This is a genomic window from Pseudomonas sp. NPDC087804, assembly GCF_044742965.1.
Classification (GTDB): domain Bacteria; phylum Pseudomonadota; class Gammaproteobacteria; order Pseudomonadales; family Pseudomonadaceae; genus Aquipseudomonas; species Aquipseudomonas rustica.
The window spans coordinates 32,607-58,662 of record NZ_JBIUVN010000030.1 but is presented as its reverse complement, the minus strand read 5'-3'; the positions used below and the strand labels follow the sequence as shown (position 1 = coordinate 58,662).

The 26,056-nt window shown below is 59.1% G+C and carries 29 protein-coding genes and 1 pseudogene; 19 read left to right on the top strand and 11 right to left on the bottom strand.

Annotated elements, in window-relative coordinates:
* The first annotated feature begins 11 nt into the window (after positions 1-11).
* From ACIOMO_RS24330 to ACIOMO_RS24290, 9 genes and pseudogenes are all read left to right on the top strand, one after another.
* Positions 12-1,133, top strand: a pseudogene (locus tag ACIOMO_RS24330) (Re/Si-specific NAD(P)(+) transhydrogenase subunit alpha).
* A gap of 15 nt (positions 1,134-1,148) precedes the next feature.
* Positions 1,149-1,469 carry an NAD(P) transhydrogenase subunit alpha gene (locus ACIOMO_RS24325; RefSeq protein ID WP_003187417.1) on the top strand — a complete coding sequence of 107 codons (321 nt, stop codon included), beginning with the start codon at positions 1,149-1,151 and terminating at the stop codon, positions 1,467-1,469.
* Positions 1,469-2,902: an NAD(P)(+) transhydrogenase (Re/Si-specific) subunit beta gene (locus ACIOMO_RS24320; protein ID WP_008081130.1), complete on the top strand. Its 1,434-nt coding sequence runs from the start codon at positions 1,469-1,471 to the stop codon at positions 2,900-2,902. The genes ACIOMO_RS24325 and ACIOMO_RS24320 overlap by 1 nt, the downstream gene beginning before the upstream one ends.
* A 214-nt stretch (positions 2,903-3,116) precedes the next feature.
* Positions 3,117-4,610, top strand: a complete 1,494-nt coding sequence (locus tag ACIOMO_RS24315; protein WP_008081132.1) for an acetyl-CoA hydrolase/transferase family protein — start codon at positions 3,117-3,119, stop codon at positions 4,608-4,610.
* A gap of 321 nt (positions 4,611-4,931) precedes the next feature.
* Complete coding sequence (locus tag ACIOMO_RS24310; protein WP_053116413.1) at positions 4,932-5,147, top strand: DUF1127 domain-containing protein; 216 nt, start codon at positions 4,932-4,934, stop codon at positions 5,145-5,147.
* 376 nt (positions 5,148-5,523) lie between these two features.
* Positions 5,524-5,841 carry a DUF2388 domain-containing protein gene (locus tag ACIOMO_RS24305; protein WP_008081137.1) on the top strand — a complete coding sequence of 106 codons (318 nt, stop codon included), beginning with the start codon at positions 5,524-5,526 and terminating at the stop codon, positions 5,839-5,841.
* A gap of 107 nt (positions 5,842-5,948) precedes the next feature.
* A complete protein-coding gene (locus tag ACIOMO_RS24300; protein ID WP_053116412.1) occupies positions 5,949-6,266 on the top strand; it encodes a DUF2388 domain-containing protein in 318 nt (105 codons plus the stop codon).
* Between the two features lie 42 nt (positions 6,267-6,308).
* The gene (locus ACIOMO_RS24295) at positions 6,309-6,629 is read left to right on the top strand and encodes a DUF2388 domain-containing protein (protein ID WP_007911662.1); all 321 of its coding nucleotides are present in this window, start codon (positions 6,309-6,311) and stop codon (positions 6,627-6,629) included.
* Positions 6,626-8,587, top strand: a complete 1,962-nt coding sequence (locus ACIOMO_RS24290; RefSeq protein ID WP_401244026.1) for a DUF4105 domain-containing protein — start codon at positions 6,626-6,628, stop codon at positions 8,585-8,587. Before ACIOMO_RS24295 ends, ACIOMO_RS24290 begins: the two co-directional genes overlap by 4 nt.
* A 170-nt stretch (positions 8,588-8,757) precedes the next feature.
* Here the strand turns inward: ACIOMO_RS24290 and ACIOMO_RS24285 are convergent, their stop codons facing one another.
* The 3 genes from ACIOMO_RS24285 to trpB all read right to left on the bottom strand — a co-directional run bounded on the left by ACIOMO_RS24285 (position 8,758) and on the right by trpB (position 11,395).
* Positions 8,758-9,213 carry an anti-virulence regulator CigR family protein gene (locus tag ACIOMO_RS24285; RefSeq protein ID WP_282357945.1) on the bottom strand — a complete coding sequence of 152 codons (456 nt, stop codon included), beginning with the start codon at positions 9,211-9,213 and terminating at the stop codon, positions 8,758-8,760.
* A 122-nt stretch (positions 9,214-9,335) separates the two neighbouring features.
* Complete coding sequence (gene trpA / locus ACIOMO_RS24280; RefSeq protein WP_401244024.1) at positions 9,336-10,148, bottom strand: tryptophan synthase subunit alpha; 813 nt, start codon at positions 10,146-10,148, stop codon at positions 9,336-9,338.
* Positions 10,148-11,395 (bottom strand): tryptophan synthase subunit beta, encoded by a 1,248-nt coding sequence (gene trpB / locus ACIOMO_RS24275; protein ID WP_400754208.1) that lies wholly within the window; start codon positions 11,393-11,395, stop codon positions 10,148-10,150. The genes trpA and trpB overlap by 1 nt, the downstream gene beginning before the upstream one ends.
* Before the next feature lie 114 nt (positions 11,396-11,509).
* Here trpB and ACIOMO_RS24270 point away from each other — a divergent pair, with 114 nt between their 5' ends.
* A complete protein-coding gene (locus ACIOMO_RS24270) occupies positions 11,510-12,427 on the top strand; it encodes a LysR family transcriptional regulator (protein ID WP_401244022.1) in 918 nt (305 codons plus the stop codon).
* Here ACIOMO_RS24270 and ACIOMO_RS24265 read toward each other — a convergent pair.
* Positions 12,400-12,726, bottom strand: a complete 327-nt coding sequence (locus ACIOMO_RS24265; protein ID WP_007911686.1) for a YqjD family protein — start codon at positions 12,724-12,726, stop codon at positions 12,400-12,402. The genes ACIOMO_RS24270 and ACIOMO_RS24265 overlap by 28 nt on opposite strands.
* Positions 12,727-12,883: 157 nt before the next feature.
* Here ACIOMO_RS24265 and ACIOMO_RS24260 point away from each other — a divergent pair, with 157 nt between their 5' ends.
* Both ACIOMO_RS24260 and ACIOMO_RS24255 read left to right on the top strand, forming a co-directional pair.
* Positions 12,884-13,099 (top strand): dodecin, encoded by a 216-nt coding sequence (locus tag ACIOMO_RS24260; RefSeq protein ID WP_159813329.1) that lies wholly within the window; start codon positions 12,884-12,886, stop codon positions 13,097-13,099.
* 128 nt (positions 13,100-13,227) lie between these two features.
* On the top strand, positions 13,228-13,452 hold the full coding sequence (locus tag ACIOMO_RS24255; RefSeq protein ID WP_053116405.1) for a DUF1161 domain-containing protein: 225 nt from the start codon (positions 13,228-13,230) through the stop codon (positions 13,450-13,452).
* 157 nt (positions 13,453-13,609) lie between these two features.
* Here the strand turns inward: ACIOMO_RS24255 and ACIOMO_RS24250 are convergent, their stop codons facing one another.
* Positions 13,610-14,611, bottom strand: coding sequence for an LLM class flavin-dependent oxidoreductase (locus ACIOMO_RS24250; RefSeq protein WP_282357942.1), 1,002 nt, complete (start codon positions 14,609-14,611; stop codon positions 13,610-13,612).
* A 242-nt stretch (positions 14,612-14,853) separates the two neighbouring features.
* Between ACIOMO_RS24250 and ACIOMO_RS24245 the strand changes: the two genes are divergently transcribed.
* Both ACIOMO_RS24245 and ACIOMO_RS24240 read left to right on the top strand, forming a co-directional pair.
* Entirely contained in the window at positions 14,854-15,285 is a 432-nt protein-coding gene (locus ACIOMO_RS24245) for an OsmC family protein (RefSeq protein WP_053116403.1), read from the top strand.
* Positions 15,286-15,544: 259 nt separating this feature from the next.
* Positions 15,545-15,784: a DUF1161 domain-containing protein gene (locus tag ACIOMO_RS24240; protein WP_008081158.1), complete on the top strand. Its 240-nt coding sequence runs from the start codon at positions 15,545-15,547 to the stop codon at positions 15,782-15,784.
* A 6-nt stretch (positions 15,785-15,790) separates the two neighbouring features.
* On the opposite strand, the gene ACIOMO_RS24235 is transcribed toward ACIOMO_RS24240, so the two are convergent.
* Positions 15,791-16,210 (bottom strand): hypothetical protein, encoded by a 420-nt coding sequence (locus ACIOMO_RS24235; protein ID WP_008081161.1) that lies wholly within the window; start codon positions 16,208-16,210, stop codon positions 15,791-15,793.
* 40 nt (positions 16,211-16,250) lie between these two features.
* Positions 16,251-16,673: a hypothetical protein gene (locus ACIOMO_RS24230; protein WP_053116402.1), complete on the bottom strand. Its 423-nt coding sequence runs from the start codon at positions 16,671-16,673 to the stop codon at positions 16,251-16,253.
* Between the two features lie 60 nt (positions 16,674-16,733).
* Between ACIOMO_RS24230 and ACIOMO_RS24225 the strand changes: the two genes are divergently transcribed.
* Positions 16,734-17,810: an aminopeptidase gene (locus ACIOMO_RS24225; RefSeq protein WP_401244018.1), complete on the top strand. Its 1,077-nt coding sequence runs from the start codon at positions 16,734-16,736 to the stop codon at positions 17,808-17,810.
* A gap of 111 nt (positions 17,811-17,921) precedes the next feature.
* On the opposite strand, the gene ACIOMO_RS24220 is transcribed toward ACIOMO_RS24225, so the two are convergent.
* The 3 genes from ACIOMO_RS24220 to ACIOMO_RS24210 all read right to left on the bottom strand — a co-directional run bounded on the left by ACIOMO_RS24220 (position 17,922) and on the right by ACIOMO_RS24210 (position 19,776).
* Positions 17,922-18,380 carry an REP-associated tyrosine transposase gene (locus tag ACIOMO_RS24220; RefSeq protein WP_401244016.1) on the bottom strand — a complete coding sequence of 153 codons (459 nt, stop codon included), beginning with the start codon at positions 18,378-18,380 and terminating at the stop codon, positions 17,922-17,924.
* A 170-nt stretch (positions 18,381-18,550) separates the two neighbouring features.
* On the bottom strand, positions 18,551-19,201 hold the full coding sequence (locus ACIOMO_RS24215) for an HAD family hydrolase (RefSeq protein WP_053116399.1): 651 nt from the start codon (positions 19,199-19,201) through the stop codon (positions 18,551-18,553).
* Positions 19,202-19,230: 29 nt separating this feature from the next.
* A complete protein-coding gene (locus tag ACIOMO_RS24210; RefSeq protein ID WP_401244014.1) occupies positions 19,231-19,776 on the bottom strand; it encodes a gamma carbonic anhydrase family protein in 546 nt (181 codons plus the stop codon).
* A gap of 88 nt (positions 19,777-19,864) precedes the next feature.
* On the opposite strand from ACIOMO_RS24210, the gene prlC reads away from it, so the two are divergent.
* The 3 genes from prlC to ACIOMO_RS24195 all read left to right on the top strand — a co-directional run bounded on the left by prlC (position 19,865) and on the right by ACIOMO_RS24195 (position 24,368).
* Positions 19,865-21,916 (top strand): oligopeptidase A, encoded by a 2,052-nt coding sequence (gene prlC / locus ACIOMO_RS24205; RefSeq protein ID WP_401244012.1) that lies wholly within the window; start codon positions 19,865-19,867, stop codon positions 21,914-21,916.
* A complete protein-coding gene (locus tag ACIOMO_RS24200) occupies positions 21,913-22,206 on the top strand; it encodes a YheV family putative zinc ribbon protein (RefSeq protein ID WP_401244010.1) in 294 nt (97 codons plus the stop codon). The genes prlC and ACIOMO_RS24200 overlap by 4 nt, the downstream gene beginning before the upstream one ends.
* A gap of 113 nt (positions 22,207-22,319) precedes the next feature.
* Positions 22,320-24,368, top strand: a complete 2,049-nt coding sequence (locus ACIOMO_RS24195) for a M3 family metallopeptidase (RefSeq protein ID WP_401244008.1) — start codon at positions 22,320-22,322, stop codon at positions 24,366-24,368.
* Here ACIOMO_RS24195 and ACIOMO_RS24190 read toward each other — a convergent pair.
* Positions 24,355-24,999, bottom strand: a complete 645-nt coding sequence (locus ACIOMO_RS24190; protein ID WP_159813343.1) for a dual specificity protein phosphatase family protein — start codon at positions 24,997-24,999, stop codon at positions 24,355-24,357. The two genes, ACIOMO_RS24195 and ACIOMO_RS24190, sit on opposite strands and share 14 nt — an antisense overlap.
* Positions 25,000-25,308: 309 nt before the next feature.
* Here ACIOMO_RS24190 and ACIOMO_RS24185 point away from each other — a divergent pair, with 309 nt between their 5' ends.
* Positions 25,309-26,055 (top strand): gluconate 2-dehydrogenase subunit 3 family protein, encoded by a 747-nt coding sequence (locus ACIOMO_RS24185; RefSeq protein WP_053116393.1) that lies wholly within the window; start codon positions 25,309-25,311, stop codon positions 26,053-26,055.
* Position 26,056: the final 1 nt, after the last annotated feature.

The following is a 26,056-nucleotide window of genomic DNA, read 5'->3' as shown; positions in this document are numbered from 1 at the left end:
GGATATTTGACGTGCACATTGGTGTTCCTCTCGAAACCCAGACCGGTGAAACTCGTGTTGCTTAAACCCCGGAAACCATTAAAAAGCTGATCAGCCAAGGTCATAAGGTCACTGTGCAAACCGGCGCCGGCGTTAAAGCCAGTGTGGTCGACAGTGCCTATGAAGCGGCAGGCGCAACCATTGGCAGTGCCAATGACGCGTTTGGCGCCGAGCTGATTCTCAAAGTGGTCGCGCCAAGCGATGCCGAACTGACGCTGATCAAGCGCGGTACGGTGTTGGTCGGCATGCTCAACCCGTTCAACAACGAAACCATCGCGAAGATGGCCGAGTGCGGCATTACCGCGTTCGCCCTCGAAGCGGCGCCGCGCACCTCGCGCGCGCAGAGTCTCGATGTGTTGTCGTCGCAAGCGAACATTGCCGGCTACAAGGCTGTGTTGCTGGCCGCTCACCACTATCCGCGCTTCATGCCAATGCTGATGACCGCTGCGGGCACCGTGAAAGCGGCGCGCGTGCTGATTCTTGGCGCCGGTGTGGCCGGGTTGCAGGCGATCGCCACGGCGAAACGTCTGGGTGCGGTGATCGAGGCGTCTGACGTGCGTCCGGCGGTGAAAGAGCAGATCGAATCCCTCGGCGCGAAGTTCGTCGACGTGCCGTACGAGACCGATGAAGAGCGCGAATGCGCCGTCGGTGTCGGCGGTTACGCGCGACCAATGCCAGCCAGCTGGATGCAGCGTCAGGCCCAGGCCGTGCACGAGCGCGCCAAGCAGGCTGACATCGTCATTACCACCGCGCTGATTCCGGGCCGCAAGGCACCGACGCTGTTGAGCGCGGACACCGTGGCGCAGATGAAACCGGGTTCGGTGGTCATCGACCTCGCCGCTGCTCAGGGTGGCAACTGCCCGCTGACCGTGGCTGATCAGGTCGTGGTCGAGAATGGCGTGACCATTTGCGGCCCGACCAATCTGGCCGGTGAAGTCGCTGCAGACGCTTCGGCGCTGTACGCACGCAACCTGCTGGACTTCCTCAAGCTGGTCTTCACCAAAGAAGGCCAGTTCGACGTCAACCTCGAAGACGACATCGTCGCCGCGTGCCTGATGTGCCGCGACGGCCAAGTCATCCGCAAAAACGCCTAAGCAGGGATTCAGACGATGGAAGAGCTTATCTCCCCCGGTATCTACAACCTGATCATCTTCGTGCTGGCGATTTATGTCGGTTACCACGTGGTCTGGAACGTTACACCTGCGCTGCACACGCCGTTGATGGCGGTAACCAACGCCATCTCGGCGATCGTGATCGTCGGCGCCATGCTGGCCGCCGCATTGACCGTCACGCCGCTGGGCAAAACCATGGGCACCCTCGCCGTGGCACTGGCGGCGGTCAACGTGTTCGGTGGCTTCCTGGTCACCCGCCGCATGCTTGAGATGTTCAAGAAGAAAGCCCCGAAAGTAAAAGAAGAGGCGCCGAAGTAATGAGCATGAATCTCGTCACGACGCTCTACCTGATCGCGTCGATCTGCTTTATCCAGGCCCTCAAAGGCCTGTCGCACCCGACCACCTCGCGACGCGGCAACCTGTTCGGCATGCTCGGCATGGCGTTGGCCATTCTGACCACCGTCGGCCTCATCTATAAGCTCGGCGCTGAGCTCGCGACTGCCGGTATCGGCTACGTGATCGTTGGCCTGCTGGTCGGCGGCACGGCCGGTTCGATCATGGCCAAACGCGTTGAAATGACCAAGATGCCGGAACTGGTCGCCTTCATGCACAGCATGATCGGCCTCGCGGCAGTGTTCATCGCCATCGCTGCGGTGGTTGAGCCGCAATCGCTGGGCATCGTTAAACAGTTGGGTGACTCGATCCCGGCGGGCAATCGTCTGGAGCTGTTCCTCGGCGCGGCGATCGGTGCGATCACCTTCTCCGGTTCGGTGATTGCATTCGGCAAGTTGTCGGGCAAGTACAAGTTTCGCCTGTTCCAGGGCGCACCCGTACAGTTCACCGGTCAGCACAAGCTGAATGCAGTGCTGGGTCTGGCTACGCTGGCACTCGGCCTGACCTTCATGTTTACCGGCAACCTCACCGCGTTCGCGCTGATGCTGGCGCTGGCGTTCGTGATGGGCGTGCTGATCATCATCCCGATTGGCGGCGCCGACATGCCGGTCGTGGTGTCGATGCTCAACAGCTATTCGGGCTGGGCGGCGGCAGGTATCGGCTTCTCGCTGAACAACTCGATGCTGATCATTGCCGGCTCGCTGGTGGGTTCGAGCGGTGCGATCCTCTCGTACATCATGTGCAAGGCGATGAACCGTTCCTTCTTTAATGTACTGCTCGGCGGTTTCGGCAACACAGCCGATGCAGGCCCTGCCGGTGCGAAAGAAGCCCGTCCGGTAAAATCCGGTTCGGCTGACGACGCGACTTTCCTGCTGACCAACGCCGACACCGTGATCATCGTGCCGGGTTATGGCTTGGCAGTAGCGCGTGCACAACATGCGCTGAAAGAGCTGACCGAGAAGCTGACCCACCGTGGCGTGACCGTGAAGTACGCGATCCACCCGGTTGCCGGCCGTATGCCGGGGCACATGAACGTTCTGCTCGCCGAGGCCGAAGTGCCTTACGATCAGGTGTTCGAGATGGAAGACATCAACTCCGAGTTCGGCCAGGCCGACGTGGTGTTGGTGCTCGGCGCGAACGACGTGGTCAACCCGGCGGCGAAGAACGATCCGAAGTCGCCGATTGCCGGCATGCCGATTCTCGAAGCGTTCAAGGCCAAGACCATCATCGTCAACAAGCGCTCGATGGCCAGCGGCTATGCCGGCCTGGACAACGAACTGTTCTATCTGGACAAGACCATGATGGTGTTCGGCGACGCGAAGAAAGTCATCGAAGACATGGTTAAGGCGGTCGAATAATTCCCCGCTGCAACACCGAACGCCCCGACTTGTCGGGGCGTTTTTGTTTGCGCAAACAGTCGGACAATTTGCCGCGTTGTTGCAGATCCAGTAACGGTGTTTTACTTGAAACCCGCTGAATAGACGCCTCGTTTGCGACCTTGGTAGCGGGACAGGCGCCCGTCAAATTCACTAGACTGCGCATCCTGCTACTCGCTTCCCGAGATAATAATCCATGTACCGTGACCGTATTCGCCTGCCTTCGTTGTTGGACAAAGTGATGAGCGCCGCCGACGCAGCCGCTCTGATTGAGGACGGCATGACCGTCGGCATGAGCGGTTTCACCCGCGCCGGCGAAGCCAAAGCCGTCCCTCACGCATTGGCCGAGCGCGCCAAGGTCACGCCGCTGAAGATCAGCCTGATGACCGGCGCCAGCCTGGGCAACGACCTCGACAAGCAACTGACCGAAGCCGGCGTACTGTCGCGGCGCATGCCGTTCCAGGTCGACAGCACCTTGCGCAAGGCGATCAACGCCGGCCAGGTGATGTTCATCGATCAGCATCTGTCGGAAACCGTCGAGCAGCTGCGCAACCAGCAACTGAAGCTGCCGGACATCGCGGTCATCGAAGCCGTGGCCATCACCGAACAGGGCCACATCGTGCCGACCACTTCGGTGGGCAACTCGGCGAGCTTCGCGATTTTCGCCAAACAGGTGATCGTCGAGATCAACCTGGCGCACAACGCCAACCTCGAAGGCCTGCATGACATTTATATCCCGACCTACCGCCCGACGCGCACGCCGATCCCGCTGGTGAAAGTCGACGACCGTATTGGCAGCACGGCGATTCCAATTCCGCCGGAGAAGATTGTCGCCATCGTTATTACCCAGCAGTCGGATTCGCCGTCCACCGTGTCGACGCCGGACGTCGATACCAACGCCATCGCCGAGCACCTGATCACCTTCTTCAAGCAGGAAGTCGACGCCGGGCGCATGACCAACAAGCTCGGCCCGTTGCAGGCGGGGATCGGCAACATTGCCAACGCAGTGATGTGCGGCCTGATTGACTCGCCGTTCGAAGACCTGACCATGTACTCCGAAGTGTTGCAGGATTCGACCTTCGACCTGATCGACGCCGGCAAGCTGAGCTTTGCTTCGGGCAGCTCGATCACCTTGTCGGAGCGCCGCAACAGCGACGTGTTCGGCAATCTCGAGAAGTACAAGGACAAACTGGTACTGCGTCCACAGGAGATCTCCAACCACCCGGAAGTGGTTCGTCGTCTGGGCATTATCGGGATCAATACGGCGCTGGAGTTCGACATCTACGGCAACGTCAACTCCACCCACGTCTGCGGCACGCGGATGATGAACGGCATTGGCGGTTCGGGCGACTTCGCGCGTAATGCGCATCTGGCGGTGTTCGTGACCAAGTCGATCGCCAAGGGCGGCGCAATTTCCAGCGTGGTGCCGATGGTCAGCCACGTTGACCACACCGAGCATGACGTCGACATTCTGGTGACCGAAGTCGGCCTGGCCGACCTGCGCGGCCTGGCGCCACGGGAGCGTGCGCGGGTGATCATCGACAACTGTGTGCACCCGGACTTCCGCCAGGCGCTCAACGATTACTTCACGGCGGCTTGTGCAATCGGTGGCCACACCCCGCACATCCTGCGTGAAGCGTTGAGCTGGCATATGAATCTGGAAGAAACCGGACGCATGCTCGCTGTGTAATTCACACAGATAAACCGCTGATGCAAACACAGTTTGTGTCAGCGGACTCTCGCAAGCCTCCCGCCTGACAAAAACTGTACTGCTGTACTGGTCATTTCCTACAGCAATTGCCTACCTTTCCTGACGAATTGAGCAAAAACGCACTACTTAAGTGCGGACAGGTACAGTTTGCTCTATTTCGACCCGTACACCGCCTATAAACAGTTAACTGGTCACTCACAATACAGTTGAACTGTATCTAGAGAGACTAGGCAAACGAGAGGATCATGGGCACCAGTCAAACCACTACCTGATCCCGCCACAAGCGGAAGGATGTCAACCATGGAACGTACACTCAGTTCCGAACTGTTCTTCGAAGACAAAGCTGCAAAAAACCAGGCTTCCATGCCTCTGCGCGTTCTCGCCAACCTGATGTTGTGGCAGCGCCGCATCTCCAGCCGCCACCAATTGGCCCGTCTGGATTCGCGTTTGCTGGCAGACGCCGGTATCAGCGAAGCTCAACGCTACGAAGAGCTGAGCAAGCCGTTCTGGCGCTAAACAGCGTCGCTGGCTCTGGTCGTTAGACCCACCGCCAGCAACCCGAATTGCACAAGCAAAACCCGTCGTGGGAAACCACGACGGGTTTTGTCGTTTCAGCCCCTGAAAAACCCAACCAGTACAGTTCAGATACGTTGAATTCCAACCAGTACAATTGTAGGAGCTGCCGAAGGCTGCGATCTTTTTGATCTTGAAAATCCAAAGCAAAAGATCGCAGCCTTCGGCAGCTCCTACAGGTTTTTCGTCTGGATGCTGGTTTGGCGAACGCATCTGCGCCTAATATCCACACAGAACGTGGCGAATGATGCGCAACAGGCGTCTGACTCCTCAGATACCGAGCCACCTCTCAATACGGTTTATTCACAGGAGTTACATCATGTCCCGTCTTCGCCTGCTCAGCGCTGCTGCCCTTCTGGCCGTTGCTGCCAACGCCAGCGCCACCAGTTTCATCGTTACCACTGACGCCGTCGTCGGTGCGCTGAAATCTTCGTCCGACGCCACTTCCGATGTGACCTCGTCGTTCCGTGACGACAAAATCGTCCTCGCTGCCCGTGATGACGCGGCCAGCTTCGTCGCTACCCAAGGCGATATCCGTGGCGTGAAACTGGAAAGCGCGCTGGATCACATCCGCCACCAGGCTCCACAACTGAACGCGACCGACGCAGAGCTGGCTCAGGCCATCCTGACGATCTAAGCGATTCGAGCATTGCGGGACACGCCAGCCGTGTCCCGATGTTTCGAGACTGGCTCTGGCCCGGGCATTGCGCTAGCCTTGCGGCTCGCTAACAGTTACCGAGTCCGATGCGTTTTCTTCCAAATCTGCTGATCCCTTCCGTATTGCTGAGCGCCTGTTGGGCGACGTCGGTCGATGCCTATGATGCTTTCAATGCGTCGACGCAAGGCATTGTCGTCAGTGGTTACGCCACCAGCATGGTGTCTTCCGCGCCTTTCGACCGTAAACTGCTGTTCGCCGCTCACGATGACGCGGCAGCGTTCGTGGCCAGTGACGGCCAATTGCGCGGGGCGCAGCTGGAATCCGCGCTGAATTACCTGCGTAAAAAACGGCCGAAACTTCATGTCTCTGACCTTGAACTGGCAGAAGCAATTCTCGTCCAATAGTTAACCCAGCCCTTAGTTAACCTGTCCCTCCGGAGTCGTTCCATGCGTAGCCCGCTGATTGCTGCCGCCCTTGGCCTGTTTTTGTTGGCCGACGTGGCCCAGGCGCACACCCTGGTAGCCACCAGTAACATCATCGTTCGTGCCTCCCAGCGCACCATCGATTTCACCTCCGACACCACCACCTCGATCCGCGACTCGAAAATCATCCGCGAAGCGCACGATGACGCCGCCAGTTTCGTCGCCACCAACGGTGATATCCGTGGCGCGCACCTTGAAGCCGCCCTCAACACTTTGCGCACGCGCGTCCCGGAAGCCCGCGACGCCAGTGATCAGGTACTCGCCGAAGCCATCCTCGCACTGTGAAGTCACTCGGCGCCTGGCTGCTGGCCGGCGCGTTGTTGCTACTTGGCAACAGCGCCCACGCCGGCCTGCAATTGCGGCTCAAGACCGACGGTCTGAGCCCCGCCCAACAACAGGCCAGCCAGGCGCTGATCGATGAGGCGATGCAAAAACTGCCGCCGAGCTTTATCGAGCGGCTGGATCGGCGCATCGATGTCGGCTGGACTGACGACATGCCCGCCAACGCCTACGGCCAGGCGACGCTTGTTGCCGAACTTGACCTGAACCGCAAACTGCTCGCCGGCCTCACCGATGGCAGCGCCGCGAAAGAAAAAACCAATCGCCCCCACGGCACTGTGCGCCAGGAATTGCTCGCCACGGTGCTGCACGAAATCACCCACATTTATGACCGCGCCCGCTTGTGGCCGGACGCCGAGCGCACGCTGATCCAGCGCTGCACCCGCCGCTTCAACAGCGCCGGGCTGATAGGCATCCCAGATGAATGCCGTGGCCAGAACGGCCGTCGTTTCACTCTCAGTGATGATCCACGCCTGCTCGACCTCGCCGGTTGGCAGCAATACGTCGGCCGTCGCGGTGAGCGTGAGCAGCACAATCGGCAGATCGCCCGCAGCCCCGATCTATACGAGATTTCCAGCCCGAAAGAGTTCGTCGCGGTCAACATGGAGTACTTCCTCCTCGACCCGAGCTATGCCTGCCGTCGCCCGGCGCTGTACCGCTATTACCAGCAACACTTCGGCTGGGCGCCACCGGCCAAAGACACCTGCAGCAAAACCTTCGCCTTTTTGAACGCTGGTAACGACTTCGCCAAGCAACCCTTGGGGCAAGTGGATCCGGAGCGTGTTTACGCGGTTGATTACTTGCTGGCCGAAGCCAATCAGAACTGGGTCAGCCGCTGGGGCCACAGCATGTTGCGGCTGGTGATCTGCGCGCCGGGCCGTCCGCGCGGGCCGGATTGCCGGCTCGATCTCGATCAGCATCTGGTGCTGTCATACCGCGCGTTTGTTGGCGATGTGCAGTTGTCGAGCTGGGACGGATTGGTCGGTAAATACCCTTCGCGGCTGTTTGTGCTGCCGCTCGCACAGGTGATCGACGAATACACCAAGACCGAATTGCGCAGCCTCGCCTCCGTGCCGATCAACCTGTCACGGGAAGAGATCGAAGGCGTGGTCGAACATGCTGCCGAGATGCATTGGAGCTACGACGGCAACTACTTCTTCCTCTCCAACAACTGCGCGGTGGAAGGTTTGAAACTGTTGCGCAGCGGCAGCGATAACAGCCGGTTCGTCGGTCTGGACAGCATCATGCCCAACGGCTTGCTGGAAGTGATGAAGGGCCGTGGTCTGGCGGATACCAGCGTCCTCGATGATCCGAAAGAAGCGCTGCGTCTGGGTTATCGTTTCGACTCGTTCCGCGATCGCTATCAGGCGATGTTTGATGTGTTGAAGAAACAGTTGCCGATCAAACAGACCACCGTTGAAGAATGGCTGTCGCTCACCACCGAAGAACGCCGCGAGTGGTTCGAGCGTGCGGATCTGCGCACCAGCGCCGCGTTGTTGTTGCTGGAACAGGCGAGTTATCGACGTCAGTTGTTGTTGGCTCAGGATGAGGTCAAGCAGCGCTACCTCGGCGCGCGCGAGCTGGAGAACGGCGGCATGGACAAGGCCAACGCGACGCTGCAGGAAATCCTCGCCAACAGTGGTTTTCTCAGTCGTCCGGCGGAGCTTCTTGATAGTCGTGGTTATGGGTTGCCACAGCCGAGCGAGTTCAAGCGACTGGAAGATGAAAGCAGCCAGCGGCAGAAGAAGTTGTTGGTGTTGTCGGGAGATCTGGACGCGGAAGTGCGCAAGTTGCTGGAGCCGAAGCGCGCTGCCGAGATTGCCGCGAGTGAGGAGAATGTGAAGCAGATTGGCGCGCATCTGCGCAAATTGCACAAGGCATCGGGTGGACTGGAGCTGCCCTGAACCTGATGCTGAGTGCATACCTTGTGGCGAGGGGATTTATCCCCGTTGGGTCGCGAAGCGGCCCCAAAATCAGCGAACCCGGTCAATCAGATAAACCGCGTCCGCTGAATTGCGACTGCTGCGCAGCCGAACGGGGATAAATCCCCTCGCCACAGGTGATGTGTGTCAGATCAATTGAGGACACCATCAAGGATTTCGTAAACGATCCCGGTGCCCACCGCGATCAGCACGATATCGCCGCCAGTCCGGCGCCATTCGTAGCCCGGATACACCGGCAAGCGACCCAACGCGCGACTGTCCAGACGCTCGCCGTAATAGCCGTGCGGCAGCGGCCGGCCACGCTCCAGATGAATCCCCGGAGGCGGCGGTGCACCGCGTACAAAGTAGCCATGATTGTCACGAATGGTCTGGCGCACCGGGCCAAAGTCGTGCGGTGGCGGGCCGCCACGGTGATCGTTCTGCGGGCCACGGTGATCGTCGCGATGATCATCACCATGGTTGTCGTAATGGCCCTGCGACGGGCCGCCGTGGTCGTGATCGTCGCGCTGATCGGCGCTGGCCAGCAGCGGCGTTGCGCTGATCATCAGTACGCCCAGTCCGGCTATCAGACGTTTCGGCATTTTCATCGGGTCTTTCCTCACGGCACATACAGCAAAAAGGGCTGCAGAACGATGTTCTGAAGCCCTCGGTCTTGCTGGATTAGTCTGCGCTTTGAGGTGCTAATTCCTCTGTATCAGGAACTTTACCTTCAGCTGACGCGAGCCTTACGCACGCCTTCGGACAGCGCCGAGCACAGGCCTAACACACCGTCGATGGCTTGTGCAGGAGTGGTCGCGTTGGCGATGTGATCAATCAATGCCGAACCCACCACCACACCGTCAGCCAGACGCGCGATGGCAGCCGCTTGCTCCGGCGTGCGGATGCCGAAACCGATGCTGATTGGCAGATCGGTGTGACGACGCAGACGGGTTACCGCCTCTTCGACGTGTTCCAGCGTTGCAGCGCCAGCACCGGTCACACCGGCGACCGACACGTAGTAAACGAAACCGGAACTGCCATTGAGCACTCGCGGCAGACGCGCATCGTCGGTGGTCGGCGTGGTCAGACGGATAAAGTCCAGACCGGCAGCCTGCGCCGGGTCGCAGAGTTCTGCATTGTGCTCAGGCGGCATGTCGACCACGATCAGGCCATCGACGCCGGCCTCTTTCGCGTCAGCGATGAAGCGCTCAACGCCATACATGTGGATCGGGTTGAAGTAACCCATCAGCACCAGCGGCGTTTCGCTGTTGCCTTCGCGGAATTCGCGAACCATTTGCAGGGTTTTCACCAGGTTCTGCTTGGCGCCCAAGGCACGGATGTTCGCCAACTGGATCGCCGGACCATCGGCCATCGGATCGGTGAACGGCATGCCCAGCTCGATCACGTCGGCGCCGGCACCCGGCAAACCTTTGAGGATCGCCAGCGAAGTGTCGTAGTCCGGATCACCGGCGGTGACGAAGGTCACCAGCGCGGCGCGGTTCTGTTCTTTGAGGTCGGCAAAACGGGTTTGCAGGCGGCTCATCAGTGTTTCTCCTGCTTTGACTGCTCTTGCTGAGAGTGTTCCATGTGATGCATGACGGTCTGCATGTCTTTGTCGCCACGGCCCGACAGGTTGACCACCATCAGGTGATCCTTCGGCAGCTTCGGTGCGCGTTTGAACACTTCAGCCAAGGCGTGGGCGCTTTCCAGTGCAGGAATAATCCCTTCCAGGCGGCAGCATTTGTGGAACGCATCCAGCGCTTCGTCGTCGGTCACCGAGGTGTACTGAACGCGACCGATGTCATGCAACCACGCGTGTTCCGGGCCGATACCCGGGTAGTCGAGACCGGCGGAAATCGAGTGGGCGTCGATGATTTGGCCATCGTCGTCCTGCAGCAGGAAAGTACGGTTGCCGTGCAACACACCCGGAACGCCGCCATTAAGGCTCGCTGCGTGCTTGCCGGTTTCGATGCCGTAACCGGCGGCTTCAACACCGATGATCTCAACGCTCTTGTCGTCGAGGAACGGGTGGAACAAGCCCATCGCGTTGGAACCGCCACCGATGCACGCCACCAGGCTGTCCGGCAGACGACCTTCCTGCGCTTGCAACTGATCGCGGGTTTCCTTGCCGATCACGGCCTGGAAGTCGCGAACCATTGCTGGATAAGGGTGCGGGCCGGCCACGGTGCCGATCAGGTAGAAGGTGTTGTCGACGTTGGTCACCCAGTCACGCAAGGCTTCGTTCATCGCGTCTTTCAGGGTGCCAGTGCCGGCAACAACCGGAATCACTTCAGCGCCCAGCAATTTCATGCGGAAGACGTTGGCCTGCTGACGTTCGATGTCAGTGGTGCCCATGTAGATCACGCAATCCAGACCGAAACGTGCGGCGACGGTGGCAGTGGCCACGCCGTGCATGCCAGCGCCGGTCTCAGCGATGATGCGTTTCTTGCCCATGCGCCGCGCCAGCAGAATCTGGCCGATGCAGTTGTTGATCTTGTGCGCGCCGGTGTGGTTCAGCTCTTCGCGCTTGAGATAAATCTTCGCGCCACCGCAGAACTCGGTCAGGCGCTCAGCGAAATACAGGGGGCTCGGACGTCCGACGTAGTCACGCTGGAAGTAGGCCAATTCTTCTTTGAATGCCGGATCTTCCTTGGCCGCTTCGTATTCGCGGGCCAGATCGAGGATCAACGGCATCAGGGTTTCCGCCACGTAGCGGCCACCGAACGCGCCGAACAGGCCGTTATCGTCCGGGCCATTACGCAGATCAGAGGTGTTCGAAGTCTGGGTCATGAGTCGCTCCAGGTGAATTCGGGTGATAAGACAATGACGACCACTCTACCCCTGACCTACTACACTGAAAACCGATAAGATCGCCACAACCTGTCAGGAAAACTCACAGATACCATGAGCCACGCCCTTCCCCCGCTGAACGCCCTGCGCGCGTTCGAAGCGACCGCCCGTCTGAACAGCGTCAGTCAGGCTGCCGAGCAATTGCACGTCACCCATGGCGCGGTCAGTCGGCAGCTCAAAGTGCTGGAGGAGCACCTCGGCGTCAGCCTTTTCGTCAAGGATGGTCGCGGCTTGAAACTCACAGATGCCGGCATGCGTTTGCGTGATGCCAGTGGCGAAGCTTTTGATCGGCTGCGCAGTGTTTGCGCCGAGTTAACCCAGAGCACCGCCGATGCGCCGTTTGTACTCGGCTGTTCTGGAAGCTTGCTGGCGCGATGGTTTATTCCGCGCTTGGGGCGATTGAATGCTGATCTGCCGGATTTGCGCCTGCATCTGTCGGCGGGTGAAGGCGATCTCGATCCACGACGTCCGGGGCTGGATGCTTTGCTGCTGTTCGCCGAGCCGCCGTGGCCAGCAGATATGCAGGTTTACGAATTGGCCGCAGAACGCATCGGCCCGGTGATGAGCCCCCTGTTCAGCGGCTATCAGCGCCTGCAAGCCGCGCCAGCCTCGGCACTGCTCAATGAACCGCTGCTGCACACCACCTCGCGCCCGCAAGCGTGGCCAAGCTGGGCACAGCAAAGCGACCTCGACGCAAAAGCGCTGAAGCTCGGGCAAGGTTTTGAGCATTTGTATTATTTGCTGGAGGCAGCCGTCGCTGGTCTCGGCGTGGCCATCGCGCCGGAGCCGCTGGTGACGGAAGATTTGAAGGCCGGTCGCCTGGTTGCGCCGTGGGGCTTCAGTGAAACCCAGGCGCAACTGGCGTTGTGGCTACCCAAGCGCGCCGCAGACGGACGCGCTCGGCAACTGGCGCAATGGCTCAAGAACGAGCTGCGCCAGAGCGATCACTCGCCGCGCTTGAACAGCAAGTAAGCGGCCAGCAGACCGATTGCACCGACTGCGACACCGGCAGTCGTCCACGGATGTTCCTGCGCGTAATCGCGGGTGGCGATCCCGGTTTCGCGGGTTTTCACTTTGACTTCTTCATAGGCATCGCTGAGCAGGTGACGCGAGTGTTTCAGCGCGCTTTCGGCATTGCTTTTCAGCGCCTTGAGGGTCTTGCGCGACTCGTCCGAAGCGTCGTCCTTCAGGCTTTCCAACGACTTGAGCAGACTCTCGATCTCGGCTTCCATGCTTTGCAACGAGGCTTTACGTAAAGAGGTGTTGGCCATGGTGGCTCTCCTGCATTGGTGATGAGTGGCGTGTGTTGGTTGGGACTTCGGTGGTTCGAGAAAGTGCAGAAAATCTGAACTTCGCCTGCTCAGCGCCGCCGAAATCAACAGTGCAGATTCACTGCTAGTCTCAATCCCACACGCCAAGGAGTTCGTTATGAGTGACCATCACACGTACAAGAAAGTCGAGCTGGTCGGTTCGTCGACCACTAGCATCGAAGACGCTATCAACAACGCAATTGCCGAAGCCAACAAGACCATTCGCAACCTGGAATGGTTTGAAGTCACCGAAACCCGTGGTCATATCGAAAACGGTAAGGCTGCGCACTTTCAGGTGACGCTGAAAGTCGGCTTCAAGATTGCCAGCAGCTGAGTTTGGTCTAGTCTTCTGAACTTGCGCGCTGGCCGAGTGCCATAGGAATGGCAAAGCGCTATAGGGTGAGCGCATCGGGTGGATGATCCGATGCCCGCCTCTTTCAATCCGACCAGGGAGTGCGACCGATGAAGAAGTTTATGTTGGCAGTAGGTTTGTTGAGCCTTGCGGGTGGTGCGTTTGCTGCCGGTAAGCCATGTGAAGAGCTGAAAAGCGAGATCGCGGCGAAGATTGATGCCAAAGGTGCTTCCGGGTATTCGTTGGAGATTGTCGACAAGGGCGCAGATGCTGGCGCTAAAGTTGTTGGCACCTGCGAAGGCGGTACCAAGGAAATCGTCTACAAGCGCGGTTGATTGCGTGTGAAATACAAAAGCCGACGTGAATGCGTCGGCTTTTTTGTGTCCCATGTAGGAGCTGCGGCACGCTGCGATCTTTTGATCTTGCTCTAAAAACCTAGATCAAAAGATCGCAGCCTCGTTTCACTCGACAGCTCCTACAGGGGGCCGCGCGTTATCCTTTCATGACTTGCGCCAGCAGTTCGTACGAATGCACCCGATCAGCATGCTCATACAAATCGCTGGTAAAAATCAGCTCATCCGCCTGCGTCTGCTCAATCAGCACTTCCAGCTTCGCGCGAATTTTCTGCGGGCCACCCACCATCGCCAGCCCAAGGAAATCACCTACCGCCTCACGCTCATGCGGCAGCCACAAGCCGTCCATGGTTTTCACCGGCGGACGCTGCACCAGGCTCTGCCCGCGCATCAGCGCCAGAATGCGCTGGTACACCGACGTCGCCAGATAATCCGCCTGCTCATCGGTATCTGCGGCCACCAATGGCACACCGAGCATCACGTAGGGCTTGTCGAGCACTGCCGACGGTTTGAAGTGATTGCGATAAACGCGGATCGCCTCATGCATGAAGCGCGGGGCGAAGTGCGAGGCGAAGGCGTATGGCAAACCGCGTTCACCGGCCAGTTGTGCACTGAACAGACTGGAACCGAGCAACCAGATCGGCACATTGGTGCCCGTGCCCGGCATCGCGATCACCCGTTGATCCGGGGTGCGCGGGCCGAGGAAGCGCACCAGTTCGGCGACGTCCTCGGGGAAATCATCAGCGCTGCCGGAGCGTTCACGGCGCAGCGCACGCGCGGTCATTTGATCGGAACCAGGCGCACGGCCCAAGCCCAGATCGATCCGTCCCGGATACAGGCTTTCCAGCGTGCCGAACTGTTCGGCGATCACCAGCGGCGCATGGTTGGGCAGCATTACGCCGCCGGAGCCGACGCGAATGGTCGACGTACCGCCGGCCAGATAGCCGAGCAATACCGACGTCGCCGAGCTGGCGATGCCGTCCATGTTGTGGTGTTCCGCCACCCAGAACCGCGTGTAGCCGAATTTCTCGACGTGCTGCGCCAGATCCAGCGAATTGCGCAGTGCTTGCGCCGGGCTGCCGTTTTCGCGTACCGGCACCAGATCGAGGGTGGAAAATTTTACGTCGGACAGTTGCTTCATAAACCTGCGTCTCCGAGTGAGGAGGCAGGTTTTTCTATGCGAACGAAAACCTGCCGAATCCAAAAGCGTGTTTAAGCAATAAGGGCATATACCCGAGTTTCAATAGCTGAACCGAAATTTCCTACTAAAAAAGTCAACGATTCAGATGGGCTGAACTTTGTTCCGACGTCTATCCTCAGAAGCCTTGCAAGCAAAAACCACGACGACGCGGGGTTTCCGCGTCAGATCTTGAGGAGGCAGACATGGCTATCGTGAAGAAAGCATCCGCACATTGGGCAGGCGATCTGAAAACCGGCATCGGCTCGATCTCCACCGAAACCGGTGTCCTCAGAGAAGCACCTTACGGCTTCAAGGCCCGCTTCGAGGGCGGCAAGGGCACCAACCCGGAAGAACTGATCGGCGCTGCGCATGCCGGCTGTTTCTCCATGGCATTCTCGATGATTCTCGGCGATGCGGGCCTGACGGCTGACAGCATCGATACTCAGGCTGAAGTGACCCTTGATCAGGTGGACGGCGGGTTTGCGATCACTGCGGTGAAGCTGATTCTCAAGGCGAAAATCCCGGGGGCGACCCAAGCGCAGTTTGATGAGCTGAGCAAAAAGGCCAAGGAAGGGTGCCCGGTGTCGAAAGTGCTGAATGCGCAGATCAGCCTGGAAGCAACGCTGGTCAGTTAATTCGGAGTTAGCAGGTCTGACGCTTTCGCGAGCAGGCTCACTCCTACAGGGGATTTCGGTCGATCACAGAAATTGTGTCCGCCGGTGATCAAATGTAGGAGTGAGCCTGCTCGCGATAGCGATCTCAACATCACCGCGAATCAGAAACCGTGCGTACATCTTGTGCGCAAAGTCAGAACTCGCTTCACGAAAATATGGTCGAATACGTGACAGCAGCTTCAGCGCACGCCCGTGCGCGCTGCCTCAGGGAGCTTCACTCATGAAACGTATTGGCTTGGCCATCCTCTGCAGTGCATTGGCCACTTCGGTTGTTGCGGCACCGAAAGACTGCGAAGAACTGAGAAAAGAAATCGAGATCAAGATCCAGGCCAAAGCCGTGCCTTCGTACACGCTGGAAATTGTCAGCAAGGAAGAGGCGGCCAAGCACGATATCGCCATGGTGGTGGGTTCGTGTGAGAACGGCACCAAAGCGATCATCTATCAGAAGAACGACTCCTGATAACGCTTACGGCACGCAGTTGATCTGCCGTTCTTCGGCAACGATCTGCCCCTGACGATTGATCAACCGGGCGCTTGGCGTGAAGGCCAGCGACCGTGCTTCGAGCCGGTAGCGTTGCCCGGCTTCGAAGTGGTCATAGGGTACGGTCATGTAACACAGGCGTTCCTGCGGATCGGTATCCATGCCCTGACCGCCGCCGAAAATCTCGAAATCGAAGCGCACCGTCAATTCATGGCTGCCCGGCGTGACCTGGAAAAAACGCCCATCGCGTAGACGCTGATTATCCAGGCGTTCAGCCATCAACACTTTGCCGCCGGGTGTCGGCATCGAAAAGTCGACCCAGGCCATTTGCGGATCGACCGCTGGCAGCGGGCTCTGACAGCCGGCAAGCACACTTCCTACCAGCAACAACGTCAACCTGCGCATGATCAATGTCCTTTGATGTGGACAGCCAGCATACCGCCGATCAAGTCTTCTGGCAGCCCGCCGGTGTGCCCTGCCCGACGACTTTGCGCTGCTCATCATAAAGTTTGGCCCATGGCCGGAAACCAATACTGCCCGCCTGCAACTGATAGCGTTGGCCGGCGTTGAAATCCTTGAATTTCACATTCAACTGGCAATCGCGCCACAGCGGTTCGGCGTCGGGGCCGATGTTGCTGGCGTCTACCGGGAACTGATAGCGCACCTTCAATTCATGGCTGCCGGGCTCGACTTCAAAATAGCGTTTATCAATCGCGGCCTGGCTGTCGACCTTCAGCGCTTGCAGGGTCGTGTCCTGTTGCCGGGCATCGAGATCGATCCAGGCTTGTGAAGGGTCGGGGTCGGGCATTCCGAAATTGGCACAACCGGCCAGCGTCAGCAGGCCTCCCGTCAGCATCAACATGCGCATAGCGGTGCTCCTTAAGGCGGGATAGTCTTGCGAGCAGACTTTCCGGGGGGATTTCTTATTGTGATCAGGCCGTTTGCAAGCCATGGGTTACTTGATCGCGTTTTTCGGATTTTGTTTCCGGGTGTGTTGTTTTTGTTGCTCAACGGTTGTGCCAGCGTCAGCTATTACAGCCAGTTGGCCAGCGGGCAGCTGCAACTGCTGCGGGCGCGCGAACCCGTAGCCGAGGTGATTGCCGACCCGGGCCGCGATGCGAAGTTGCGCGCACACCTGAGCCAATCGCAAAAGGCTCGTGCTTTCGCCAGCGAGCATCTGCACTTGCCCGACAACCAAAGCTATCGCCTGTACGCCGACATTGGCCGGCCGTTCGTGGTGTGGAATGTGTTCGCCACTCAGGAGTTTTCCCTGACGCCGCAGAACCATTGCTTCCCGATTGCCGGGTGTGTGGCTTATCGCGGCTATTACAGCCAAGGCGCGGCGCGAGGCGAGGCGGCGATCCAGCGCTTGCAGGGCATGGACGTATCGATTGGCGGCGTCGAGGCCTATTCGACGCTGGGCTGGTTCAACGACCCGATCATCAACACGATGATGGGCTGGGGCGACGAACGCCTGGCCACGCTGATCTTTCATGAACTGGCACATCAGCGCTTTTATGTGAAGGACGACACCGAGTTCAACGAGTCTTTCGCCACGTTCGTCGAACAGGAAGGCACGCGGCAATGGCGCGCGTTTCGCGGGTTGCCGGCGGATACCGCCTCGCGGTTGCAGCAGCGGGATCAATTCATTGAGCTGGTGCTGGATGTGCGATCACGGCTGGAGAAGCTGTACGCACAGCCATTGCCGGCTGAGCAAATGCGCGAACGTAAAGCGGCGGAGTTCGAGCAGTTTCGCCGGGATTATCGGGTGATGCGCGACAGCCAGTGGGCCGGGGATAAGCGCTATGACGCTTGGGTGAATGCGCCGCTGAACAATGCGCGGTTGTTGCCGTTTGGGCTGTATGACCAGTGGGTGCCGGCGTTTTCGGCGTTGTTCAAACAGGTCGGGGGAGATTGGCTGAGGTTTTATGCCGAGGTTGAGCGGTTGGGTAGGTTGCCGGTGGCGGAGCGTAAGGCGGCGCTCAAGGCATTGGCGGGATACTAATTTCGTGTTGGCTGGGCTGGCGTCTTCGCGGGCAAGCCTTGCTCCTACAGATGAATCGCGGGTGCGCTTTTTGTAGGAGCAAGGCTTGCCCGCGAAAGGGCCTCTGAATGCTCACACCCAAATGGCATCCCAAAGCGGATAGTCGCCAATCTTCTTGACCAGTCCAGCACGCAGCGGGTTAGCAACGATGTATCGGGCAACCGCTTGAAGATCCTCCTCTCGCCTGATTGCCCTGTCATGAAAGCCTGACTGCCACAGGGTTCCCTCCATTTTAAGCAACCGATTCAAGCCAACCGTGGTGCGAGATTTTGTTCGCCCCATCAACGACGGTAGCGTCGAGTTTTGCAGCTCAATCAGCCAATGAATATGGTCAGGCATGACCACCCAGGCCAATGATTTCGCCAGTTGCTCTTGCTCTGCTTTCTGGAAAGCATTGACGGCCAGTCGGCCGGCCGCAAACGTAGAAAAAACCGGGCGTCGGTTTCGGACTACTGCAGTCAGCAGGTAAATCTGTCCTTCACCGGAATAGCGGCCGAGGCGCAGGCGGTGGGCGTGGCATGGGCTTTTCATAAGCGATCCTCCTTGATCGTGAACTCTGCATTCACAGTAGATCGTTGGAGGAGGACTCGATGAAGAACAATTAATCGGGATGTTACTGAGGGCCTCTTCGCGGGCAAGCCTTGCTCCTACAGACCATGTTTCCTCTGTAGGAGCAAAGCTTGCTCGCGATAGCAATCTGATCAGCGCCGCAAAAACGCCTGATGTAACTCATCCAGCGTTTCAAAGTGATAAGCCGGCGCTTCAGCATTCAGCTCTTCAAAACTGCCAAATCCATAACCGACCGCCGCCGCGTCCAGCCCATTGCTGCGTGCGCCAATCAGGTCGTGCTTACGGTCGCCGATCATCAGCGTATTCGCCGGATCCAGCCCTTCTTCCTTCACCAGATGCGCAATCAACTCAACCTTATTGGTGCGGGTGCCGTCCAGTTCGCTGCCGTAAATCACTTTGAAGTGCCGGGCGAAATCAAAGTGCCGGGCGATCTCGCGGGCGAATATCCACGGCTTCGACGTCGCGATATACAGCTGCCGACCTTGGCCACCGAGGGTTTCCAGCAACGGCGTAACGCCATCAAACACGCGGTTTTCATACAGACCGGTGACCTTGAAGCGCTCGCGATAGAAATTCACCGCCTCCCACGCTTTGGCTTCATCAAAATCGTAGAACTGCATGAACGCCTGCAACAGCGGCGGGCCGATGAAGTGTTCGAGCTTGGTCAGGTCCGGCTCATCGATGCCAAGTTTGGCCAAGGCAAACTGAATGGAGCGGGTGATGCCTTCACGCGGGTCGGTGAGGGTGCCATCGAGGTCGAACAGTACGGTTTGGTAATGCATGGGAGTTCCTGGGCAGTCGCCAATTCGATTCAGAGTGTGTCGTAGCCTTCGGCCAGATGCAGATCCTTGAGTTTCACGTAATTGGCCGCGCTGTAAGTGAAGAAGGCGCGTTCCTTGTCGCTCAGCGGGCGAACCTGTTTTACCGGGCTACCGACATAAAGGAAGCCGCTTTCCAGACGTTTGCCCGGCGGCACCAGGCTGCCGGCGCCGATGATCACGTCGTCTTCAACCACCGCGCCGTCCATGACGATGCTGCCCATGCCGATCAGCACGCGGCAGCCGACGCTGCAGCCGTGCAGCATGACTTTGTGGGCGATGGTCACGTCGTCGCCGATCAGCAGCGGAAAGCCGTCGGGGTTGAACGGGCCGGCGTGGGTGATGTGCAACACGCAGCCGTCCTGCACGCTGGTGCGCGCACCGATGCGGATGCGGTGCATGTCGCCACGGATCACGGTCAGCGGCCAGACCGAGCTGTCTTCGCCAATTTCCACATCGCCGATCACCACCGCCGAGCGGTCGACAAACGCGCCTTTGCTCAGGCTGGGGGTGTGATTCTGGTACTTGCGAACGGACACGATAATTTCTCTCTCTGTCGCCGATAGCTGCGGTGAATGCCGATTGTAATTAAGATGGGGCAATGTTTCCCCAGCCAAGGTGCCAACCGTGAGCGTGAACAACCCTCTGCTGCAGTCCTACGACCTGCCACCGTTCTCCACGATCCGTGCCGAACACGTCCTGCCAGCCATTGAAACTATCCTGGCCGACAACCGCGCCGCCATCGCCGAAATCCTCAAGACCCAAGTCCAGAACCCTACCTGGGCCGGGCTGGTGTTGGCGATGGACGAACTCAATGATCGCCTCGGCGCCGCATGGAGCCCGGTCAGCCACCTCAACGCCGTGTGCAACAGCGCCGAATTGCGTGAAGCCTACGAGTCGTGCCTGCCAGCCTTGAGCGCCTACTCCACCGAGATGGGCCAGAACCGCGAACTGTTCCAGGCGTTTGAAGCGCTGGCCAACAGCCCGGAAGCCGCCGGTTTCGACGTGGCGCAGAAGACTATTCTGGAACACGCTCTGCGTGACTTCCGTCTGTCGGGTATCGACCTGCCGGAAGCCGAACAGAAACGCTACGCCGAAGTGCAGAGCAAACTGTCCGAGCTCGGCAGCCGCTTCTCCAATCAACTGCTCGACGCTACTCAGGCGTGGACCAAGCACGTCAGCGACGAAGCCGCCCTTGCCGGCCTGACCGATTCGGCCAAGGCGCAAATGGCCGCCGCCGCTCAGGCCAAAGGCCTCGACGGCTGGCTGATCACCCTGGAATTCCCGAGCTACTACGCGGTGATGACCTACGCGCAAGACCGTGCGCTGCGTGAAGAAGTCTACGCCGCCTACTGCACCCGCGCCTCGGATCAAGGCCCGAACGCCGGCCAGAACGATAATGGCCCGGTGATGGAAGAGATCCTCGACCTGCGTCAGGAACTGGCCAGGCTGCTGGGTTTCGCCAGCTTCTCCGAACTGAGCCTGGCGACGAAAATGGCTGAATCCAGCGATCAGGTACTGAGCTTCCTGCGCGATCTGGCCAAGCGCAGCAAACCGTTCGCCGCACAAGATCTGCAACAGCTGCGCGCTTACGCCGCCGAACAGGGCTGCGCCGATCTGCAAAGCTGGGACAGCGGTTTCTACGGCGAAAAACTTCGTGAACAACGCTACAGCGTTGCTCAGGAAACCCTGCGCGCCTACTTCCCGATCGATAAAGTCCTGGGCGGTCTGTTCGCCATTGTTCAGCGCCTGTACGGCATCGAAATCGCCGAACAGAAAGGCTTCGACACCTGGCACCCGGACGTGCGCCTGTTCGAAATCAAGGAAAACGGCCAGCACGTCGGCCGCTTCTTCTTCGACCTCTACGCCCGCGCCAACAAGCGTGGCGGTGCATGGATGGACGGCGCCCGCGACCGTCGCCGCACCATCGACGGCGTGCTGCAAAGCCCGGTGGCCAATCTGGTGTGCAACTTCACCCCGGCTGACAGCGGCAAGCCTGCGCTGCTGACCCACGATGAAGTGACTACGCTGTTCCACGAATTCGGCCATGGCCTGCATCACCTGCTGACCCGCGTTGATCACGCCGGTGTTTCCGGGATCAACGGTGTGGCGTGGGACGCGGTCGAGCTGCCAAGTCAGTTCATGGAAAACTGGTGCTGGGAGCCGGAAGGCCTCGCGCTGATTTCCGGTCACTACGAAAGCGGTGAGCCGCTGCCGCAGGATCTGCTGGAAAAAATGCTCGCGGCGAAGAACTTCCAGTCCGGCCTGATGATGGTGCGTCAGCTGGAATTCTCGCTGTTCGACTTTGAACTGCACGCCACCCACGGTGACGGCCGCAGCGTTGCCCAGGTACTCGAAGGTATCCGCGACGAGGTGTCGGTGATGCGTCCGCCAGCCTACAACCGCTTCCCGAACAGCTTCGCGCACATCTTCGCCGGCGGTTACGCGGCGGGTTACTACAGCTACAAGTGGGCGGAAGTGTTGTCGGCCGATGCCTTCTCGAAATTCGAAGAAGACGGCGTGCTCAACGCAGAAACCGGTCGCGCCTTTCGCGAAGCGATTCTGGCGCGCGGCGGTTCGCAGGCACCGATGGTGCTGTTCGTCGACTTCCGTGGCCGTGAGCCGTCGATTGACGCACTGTTGCGCCACAGCGGCCTGAGTGAGGACGCGGCAGCATGAGTGAGGGGCATGTGATTACCAAAAAACGCTTTATCGCCGGGGCGGTCTGCCCGGCGTGCAGCGAGCCGGACAAGTTGATGATGTGGAACGAAGACAGCGTGCCGCACCGCGAATGTGTGGCTTGCGGTTACTCCGACACGCTCAACGAGCAAGGGCTGTCGGTGCCGAAAGAACTGGGCACGCGGGTCAACACCAGCGCTATCAGCAAACCTGCGCCGGACAAAACCGTGCAAGCCGTACAGTTTTTCCCCAACCCGAAGCTGAAGAAAAAGCCTGACGAGCAACACTGACGTGTCACCCACCTTTCACCGTTTTGGCGGTGAAAGGTGGTAACTATGTACCGCCCTTCCCCCGCGCTTCCTGATTAGGCTGGCTCTTTCAGCCATCCCTCAAGGAAGACGCCATGCCTGACTCCAATCCGCTATTACAACGCTGGACGCTGCCGCCGTGGTCGACCGTGCGCGCTGAACATTTGGTGCCTGCGATCACAACGATTGTGGCCAACAACCAACTGATCACTGAACAAGTAATCGCCACCCAGACCGAGCATCCGAACTGGGACGATCTGATCCTCGCCGTCGATGAAGCTGATGCCACATTGGCTGAAGCCATGGCGGTGATCGAATACCTGTCGATGGGCAAATCCGCCGACAGCGCGTGGGAAAAAGCCAGCGCGCAGTGCAACCAGATCGCCGGGCAATACCGGACTGACACGTTGGCGAGCGTGCCGTTGTTCCGTACGTTTCAACGCTTGGAAGACAGTGCGGTCGCCGTCCATTTCGATGCTTCACGCAAAGCGTCACTGGCCAAAATCCTGGGCAGGTTGCGCTTGTCCGGAGTTGAGTTACCGGCGGTGCAACAGGAGAAACTCGTCCGTTTGAATCGTGTCATCGGCCTGCTCGAACAGCTGTTCGCCAGCCAGATCGATCTCGCCAACGCTGCATGGACAAAACACATCACCGACGCCGCGCGGCTCGACGGTCTGAGCCCGCACAGCCAGGCGCAACTGGCACTCAAGGCCAGACAGGCCGGGCTCGACGGCTGGCTACTCACGCTGGATCAAAACACCTGCCACCAAATCATGACGTATGCGCGCGACCGCACTTTGCGCGAGGAATATTTCATTGCCTGGACGACCCGCGCATCGGATCAAGGCCCGCAGGCGGATCAGTTCGATAACGAGCCGGTATTGAGTTTGCTGCTGACCTTGCGTCACGAAAAAGCCGAAATTCTCGGCTTCGATAACTACGCGCAACTGCGCCTCAACGATCGGATGGTCACCTCCACCGCGCAAGTCAGCGCCTTCCTGCAGCGACAAGTCGCGCAAGCCAAACCGCTGATGGAGCAAGAGTCGAAAACGCTGCAGGCGTTCGCCGATCAGCAGGGCTTTGGAACCATTCAGGCCTGGGATCAGGAATTCCTCGCCGAACGGTTACGCGTGCAGCAACTGGACGGCGCGCTGCAAGGCTTGCGGCAGTATTTCCCGCTGGACGCAACCGTGCAGCGGTTATGCCGGTTCAGCGAACATTTGTTCGGCATCACGATTCACGAGCAGCGCACGTTTGATCGCTGGCATGAGCATGTCCGCTTGTATGAAGTCAGCGAACATGGCCAAGTCATCGGGCATATCTACCTCGACCCTTACGCGGGCAAACACGCTGCGGACTATGCCTGGACGGGCACGGTGCGCAATCGACGAATCGATGCCGAAGGTCGGGCGTCGACGCCGATCGCCGTGCTGTCCAGTAACTTCACCGCCCCCACGCCCGAACACCCGTGCCTGCTGTCGCATCACGATTTGCGGGTGCTGTTCCATGAATTCGGGCATTGCCTGCAACACGTGCTGACGCGCTCGCCGCATCACAACCTGTCGGGCATTTCCCAGTTCCCACGCGACACCGCCGAATTCGCCGGGCAGTTGTTTGAGCAATGGTGTTTGTCGCGAGAATTTATCTTATGGCTGGCGGCGCATCATCAAACCGCAGAGCGCCTGTCTGAAGCGCGCGTGAACACCGCGCTCACGGCTTTGAGCGCGCAATCCAGTCGAGCAACCGGGATGTTGCTGATGGGCGCTTTGTTCGATTTCGAGTTGCACCACCGCCACGGCGACGGCCGCAGCATTGCGCAGGTGTTCGATGGGGTGCAGCGCCAGTTTGCCGAACTGCAAATGCCGGACTACTGCCGGTTTGCCAACAGCTTCGACTATTTGGTCACCGGTTATGAAGCTTCGGTGTACGCCTATAAATGGTCAGGCGTGCTGGCGACCGAGGCGTTCAAACGCTTCGAGCACGACGGCGTGTTCAATCCGCAAACCGGTCGGGCGTTTCGCGAGGCATTTTTTTCCGGCGACTCGCCGACGTTGCTGAGTGCTCTGGAAAAATTTCTCGGGCGCCCCGTCAGCGCGGAGTTGTTTGAAACCGCGCCCGATCCAACCACTGTCACTTCAAATTGACCGACTGAAACCAGCTCTTCATCGAGCACGTGGCGAACGCGCTGGTGCTGCAATCACCATTGGCCAGCGCGGTGCGCAGCTTGTCAGCATCGGCCTGCATCACATAGCGCACGCTGTCGCGGAAATGCCCACTCTCGCCGAATCCGCCTTGGGTCATTTCGCTCAGCGCGTCTTCTTTGCTCCAGCCTTGCACAACCACACGGTACATCGCCGCCATCAATCCGGTGCGGTCGGAGCCGTGTTTGCAGTGCAGCAACACTGGGCCGTTGGCTTCGGCAGCTTGAATGGCGCGCAGGGTTTTCAGCACATCAGCATCGTCGACGTGGTTGGTGCGGTAAGGCAGTTGCACCTGATTGATGTCGGAGTCCGACAGCCAGTTCTGGTCGGATTCCGGCAAAAAGGTAATCACCGTGGCGACTTTGAGATTTTTCAGCAACGGCACCGCGCCACTATCGGGCAAGGCGCTGCGGTAGAGCGTCGGTGACATCTGAAACAGGTTGTATTGCACTTCAACCGGTTGCGCCCATTCAGTCGGGCGAACCGGGGTGGCGGCGTCAGCCGGAGTCGGCATCCACTGCAACAGCGCTACAAGCGATAAACACAAAACAGGAAACAAACGCACTGGGGACATGCTGAGGTGACCGTGTCGGAATTCTTCAGGAATAGGAGCCGTAGCTTCGTCGTTGGGCGGTCAAAGCCCCGTGAGACGTTTGTCAAAGAAACGTGAATCCGCGTTGTTTCATCGATTTCATCCAAGAAATCCGGGCTTTTTTTCACTGAATCGGTTCATCCCGATGCTTAGCCTGCTACCATTTGTCACATGATGTTGCAGACGCTTTCCCTCCTCCGGGTCTTCCACCGGCCACGTCGCGACGAAAAATCCTCAAGCCGTTCGCAGAAACGGTTGACCACCATTGATGCCTGATGAGGTACACCTCCCATGTCTGATCAAGATCGAGACAACCCGCGGCGTGAGTTTTTGCGCAAATCCCTGACCCTGATTCCGGTCGTGACCCTCGCTGGCACCAGCCTGGGCAGCAGCGTCTTGCAAGCCGCGCCTGAAGCGGCGCCCGCTGCACCGGCCGCGCCAGCCGCTCGCGCTGATGCCGAGGTGTATCAACCAAGCTATTTCACCGCCGAAGAATGGGCATTCATCAATGCCGCCGTCGCGCAGTTGATCCCCAACGATGCCCAAGGCCCGGGCGCGCTCGAAGCCGGTGTGCCGGAATACATCGACCGTCAAATGAACACGCCGTACGCCGCCGGTGCCCTTTGGTACATGCAAGGCCCGTTCAACGCCGACGCTGCGCCGGAAATGGGCTGGCAGAGCAAACTGGTGCCGAAAGAAATCTATCGCCTCGGCATCGCCGCCACGGATCAGTGGGCAAAATCCCTCAACGGTAAAGTATTTGCTGAGCAAGACAGCGCTACCCGAGAAGATTTGCTCAAGCAACTCGAAGCCGGCAAGCCGCAGTTCGATGCGGTTCCGGCAAAGATTTTCTTCAATCTGCTGCTGCAAAACACCAAGGAAGGCTTCTTCTGCGACCCGATCCACGGTGGCAATAAAGGCATGGTTGGCTGGACGATGATCGGTTTCCCCGGCGCCCGCGCCGATTTCATGGATTGGGTGGAACGCAACGAGCAATACCCCTTCCCGGCAGTGTCGATTCGCGGCGAGAGGGCGTAAG

Coding starts and splice junctions, on each gene's coding strand:
- ACIOMO_RS24185 (WP_053116393.1), top strand. CDS start 25,309: ATGTCTGATCAAGATCGAGACAACCCGCGGCGTGAGTTTTTGCGCAAA.
- ACIOMO_RS24235 (WP_008081161.1), bottom strand. CDS start 16,210: ATGCGCAGGTTGACGTTGTTGCTGGTAGGAAGTGTGCTTGCCGGCTGT.
- ACIOMO_RS24255 (WP_053116405.1), top strand. CDS start 13,228: ATGAAGAAGTTTATGTTGGCAGTAGGTTTGTTGAGCCTTGCGGGTGGT.
- ACIOMO_RS24265 (WP_007911686.1), bottom strand. CDS start 12,726: ATGGCCAACACCTCTTTACGTAAAGCCTCGTTGCAAAGCATGGAAGCC.
- ACIOMO_RS24220 (WP_401244016.1), bottom strand. CDS start 18,380: ATGAAAAGCCCATGCCACGCCCACCGCCTGCGCCTCGGCCGCTATTCC.
- ACIOMO_RS24190 (WP_159813343.1), bottom strand. CDS start 24,999: ATGTCCCCAGTGCGTTTGTTTCCTGTTTTGTGTTTATCGCTTGTAGCG.
- ACIOMO_RS24320 (WP_008081130.1), top strand. CDS start 1,469: ATGAGCATGAATCTCGTCACGACGCTCTACCTGATCGCGTCGATCTGC.
- ACIOMO_RS24285 (WP_282357945.1), bottom strand. CDS start 9,213: ATGAAAATGCCGAAACGTCTGATAGCCGGACTGGGCGTACTGATGATC.
- ACIOMO_RS24215 (WP_053116399.1), bottom strand. CDS start 19,201: ATGCATTACCAAACCGTACTGTTCGACCTCGATGGCACCCTCACCGAC.
- ACIOMO_RS24260 (WP_159813329.1), top strand. CDS start 12,884: ATGAGTGACCATCACACGTACAAGAAAGTCGAGCTGGTCGGTTCGTCG.
- ACIOMO_RS24200 (WP_401244010.1), top strand. CDS start 21,913: ATGAGTGAGGGGCATGTGATTACCAAAAAACGCTTTATCGCCGGGGCG.
- ACIOMO_RS24295 (WP_007911662.1), top strand. CDS start 6,309: ATGCGTAGCCCGCTGATTGCTGCCGCCCTTGGCCTGTTTTTGTTGGCC.
- trpB (WP_400754208.1), bottom strand. CDS start 11,395: ATGACCCAGACTTCGAACACCTCTGATCTGCGTAATGGCCCGGACGAT.
- ACIOMO_RS24310 (WP_053116413.1), top strand. CDS start 4,932: ATGGAACGTACACTCAGTTCCGAACTGTTCTTCGAAGACAAAGCTGCA.
- trpA (WP_401244024.1), bottom strand. CDS start 10,148: ATGAGCCGCCTGCAAACCCGTTTTGCCGACCTCAAAGAACAGAACCGC.
- ACIOMO_RS24300 (WP_053116412.1), top strand. CDS start 5,949: ATGCGTTTTCTTCCAAATCTGCTGATCCCTTCCGTATTGCTGAGCGCC.
- ACIOMO_RS24230 (WP_053116402.1), bottom strand. CDS start 16,673: ATGCGCATGTTGATGCTGACGGGAGGCCTGCTGACGCTGGCCGGTTGT.
- ACIOMO_RS24325 (WP_003187417.1), top strand. CDS start 1,149: ATGGAAGAGCTTATCTCCCCCGGTATCTACAACCTGATCATCTTCGTG.
- ACIOMO_RS24305 (WP_008081137.1), top strand. CDS start 5,524: ATGTCCCGTCTTCGCCTGCTCAGCGCTGCTGCCCTTCTGGCCGTTGCT.
- ACIOMO_RS24315 (WP_008081132.1), top strand. CDS start 3,117: ATGTACCGTGACCGTATTCGCCTGCCTTCGTTGTTGGACAAAGTGATG.
- ACIOMO_RS24195 (WP_401244008.1), top strand. CDS start 22,320: ATGCCTGACTCCAATCCGCTATTACAACGCTGGACGCTGCCGCCGTGG.
- ACIOMO_RS24240 (WP_008081158.1), top strand. CDS start 15,545: ATGAAACGTATTGGCTTGGCCATCCTCTGCAGTGCATTGGCCACTTCG.
- ACIOMO_RS24250 (WP_282357942.1), bottom strand. CDS start 14,611: ATGAAGCAACTGTCCGACGTAAAATTTTCCACCCTCGATCTGGTGCCG.
- ACIOMO_RS24245 (WP_053116403.1), top strand. CDS start 14,854: ATGGCTATCGTGAAGAAAGCATCCGCACATTGGGCAGGCGATCTGAAA.
- ACIOMO_RS24270 (WP_401244022.1), top strand. CDS start 11,510: ATGAGCCACGCCCTTCCCCCGCTGAACGCCCTGCGCGCGTTCGAAGCG.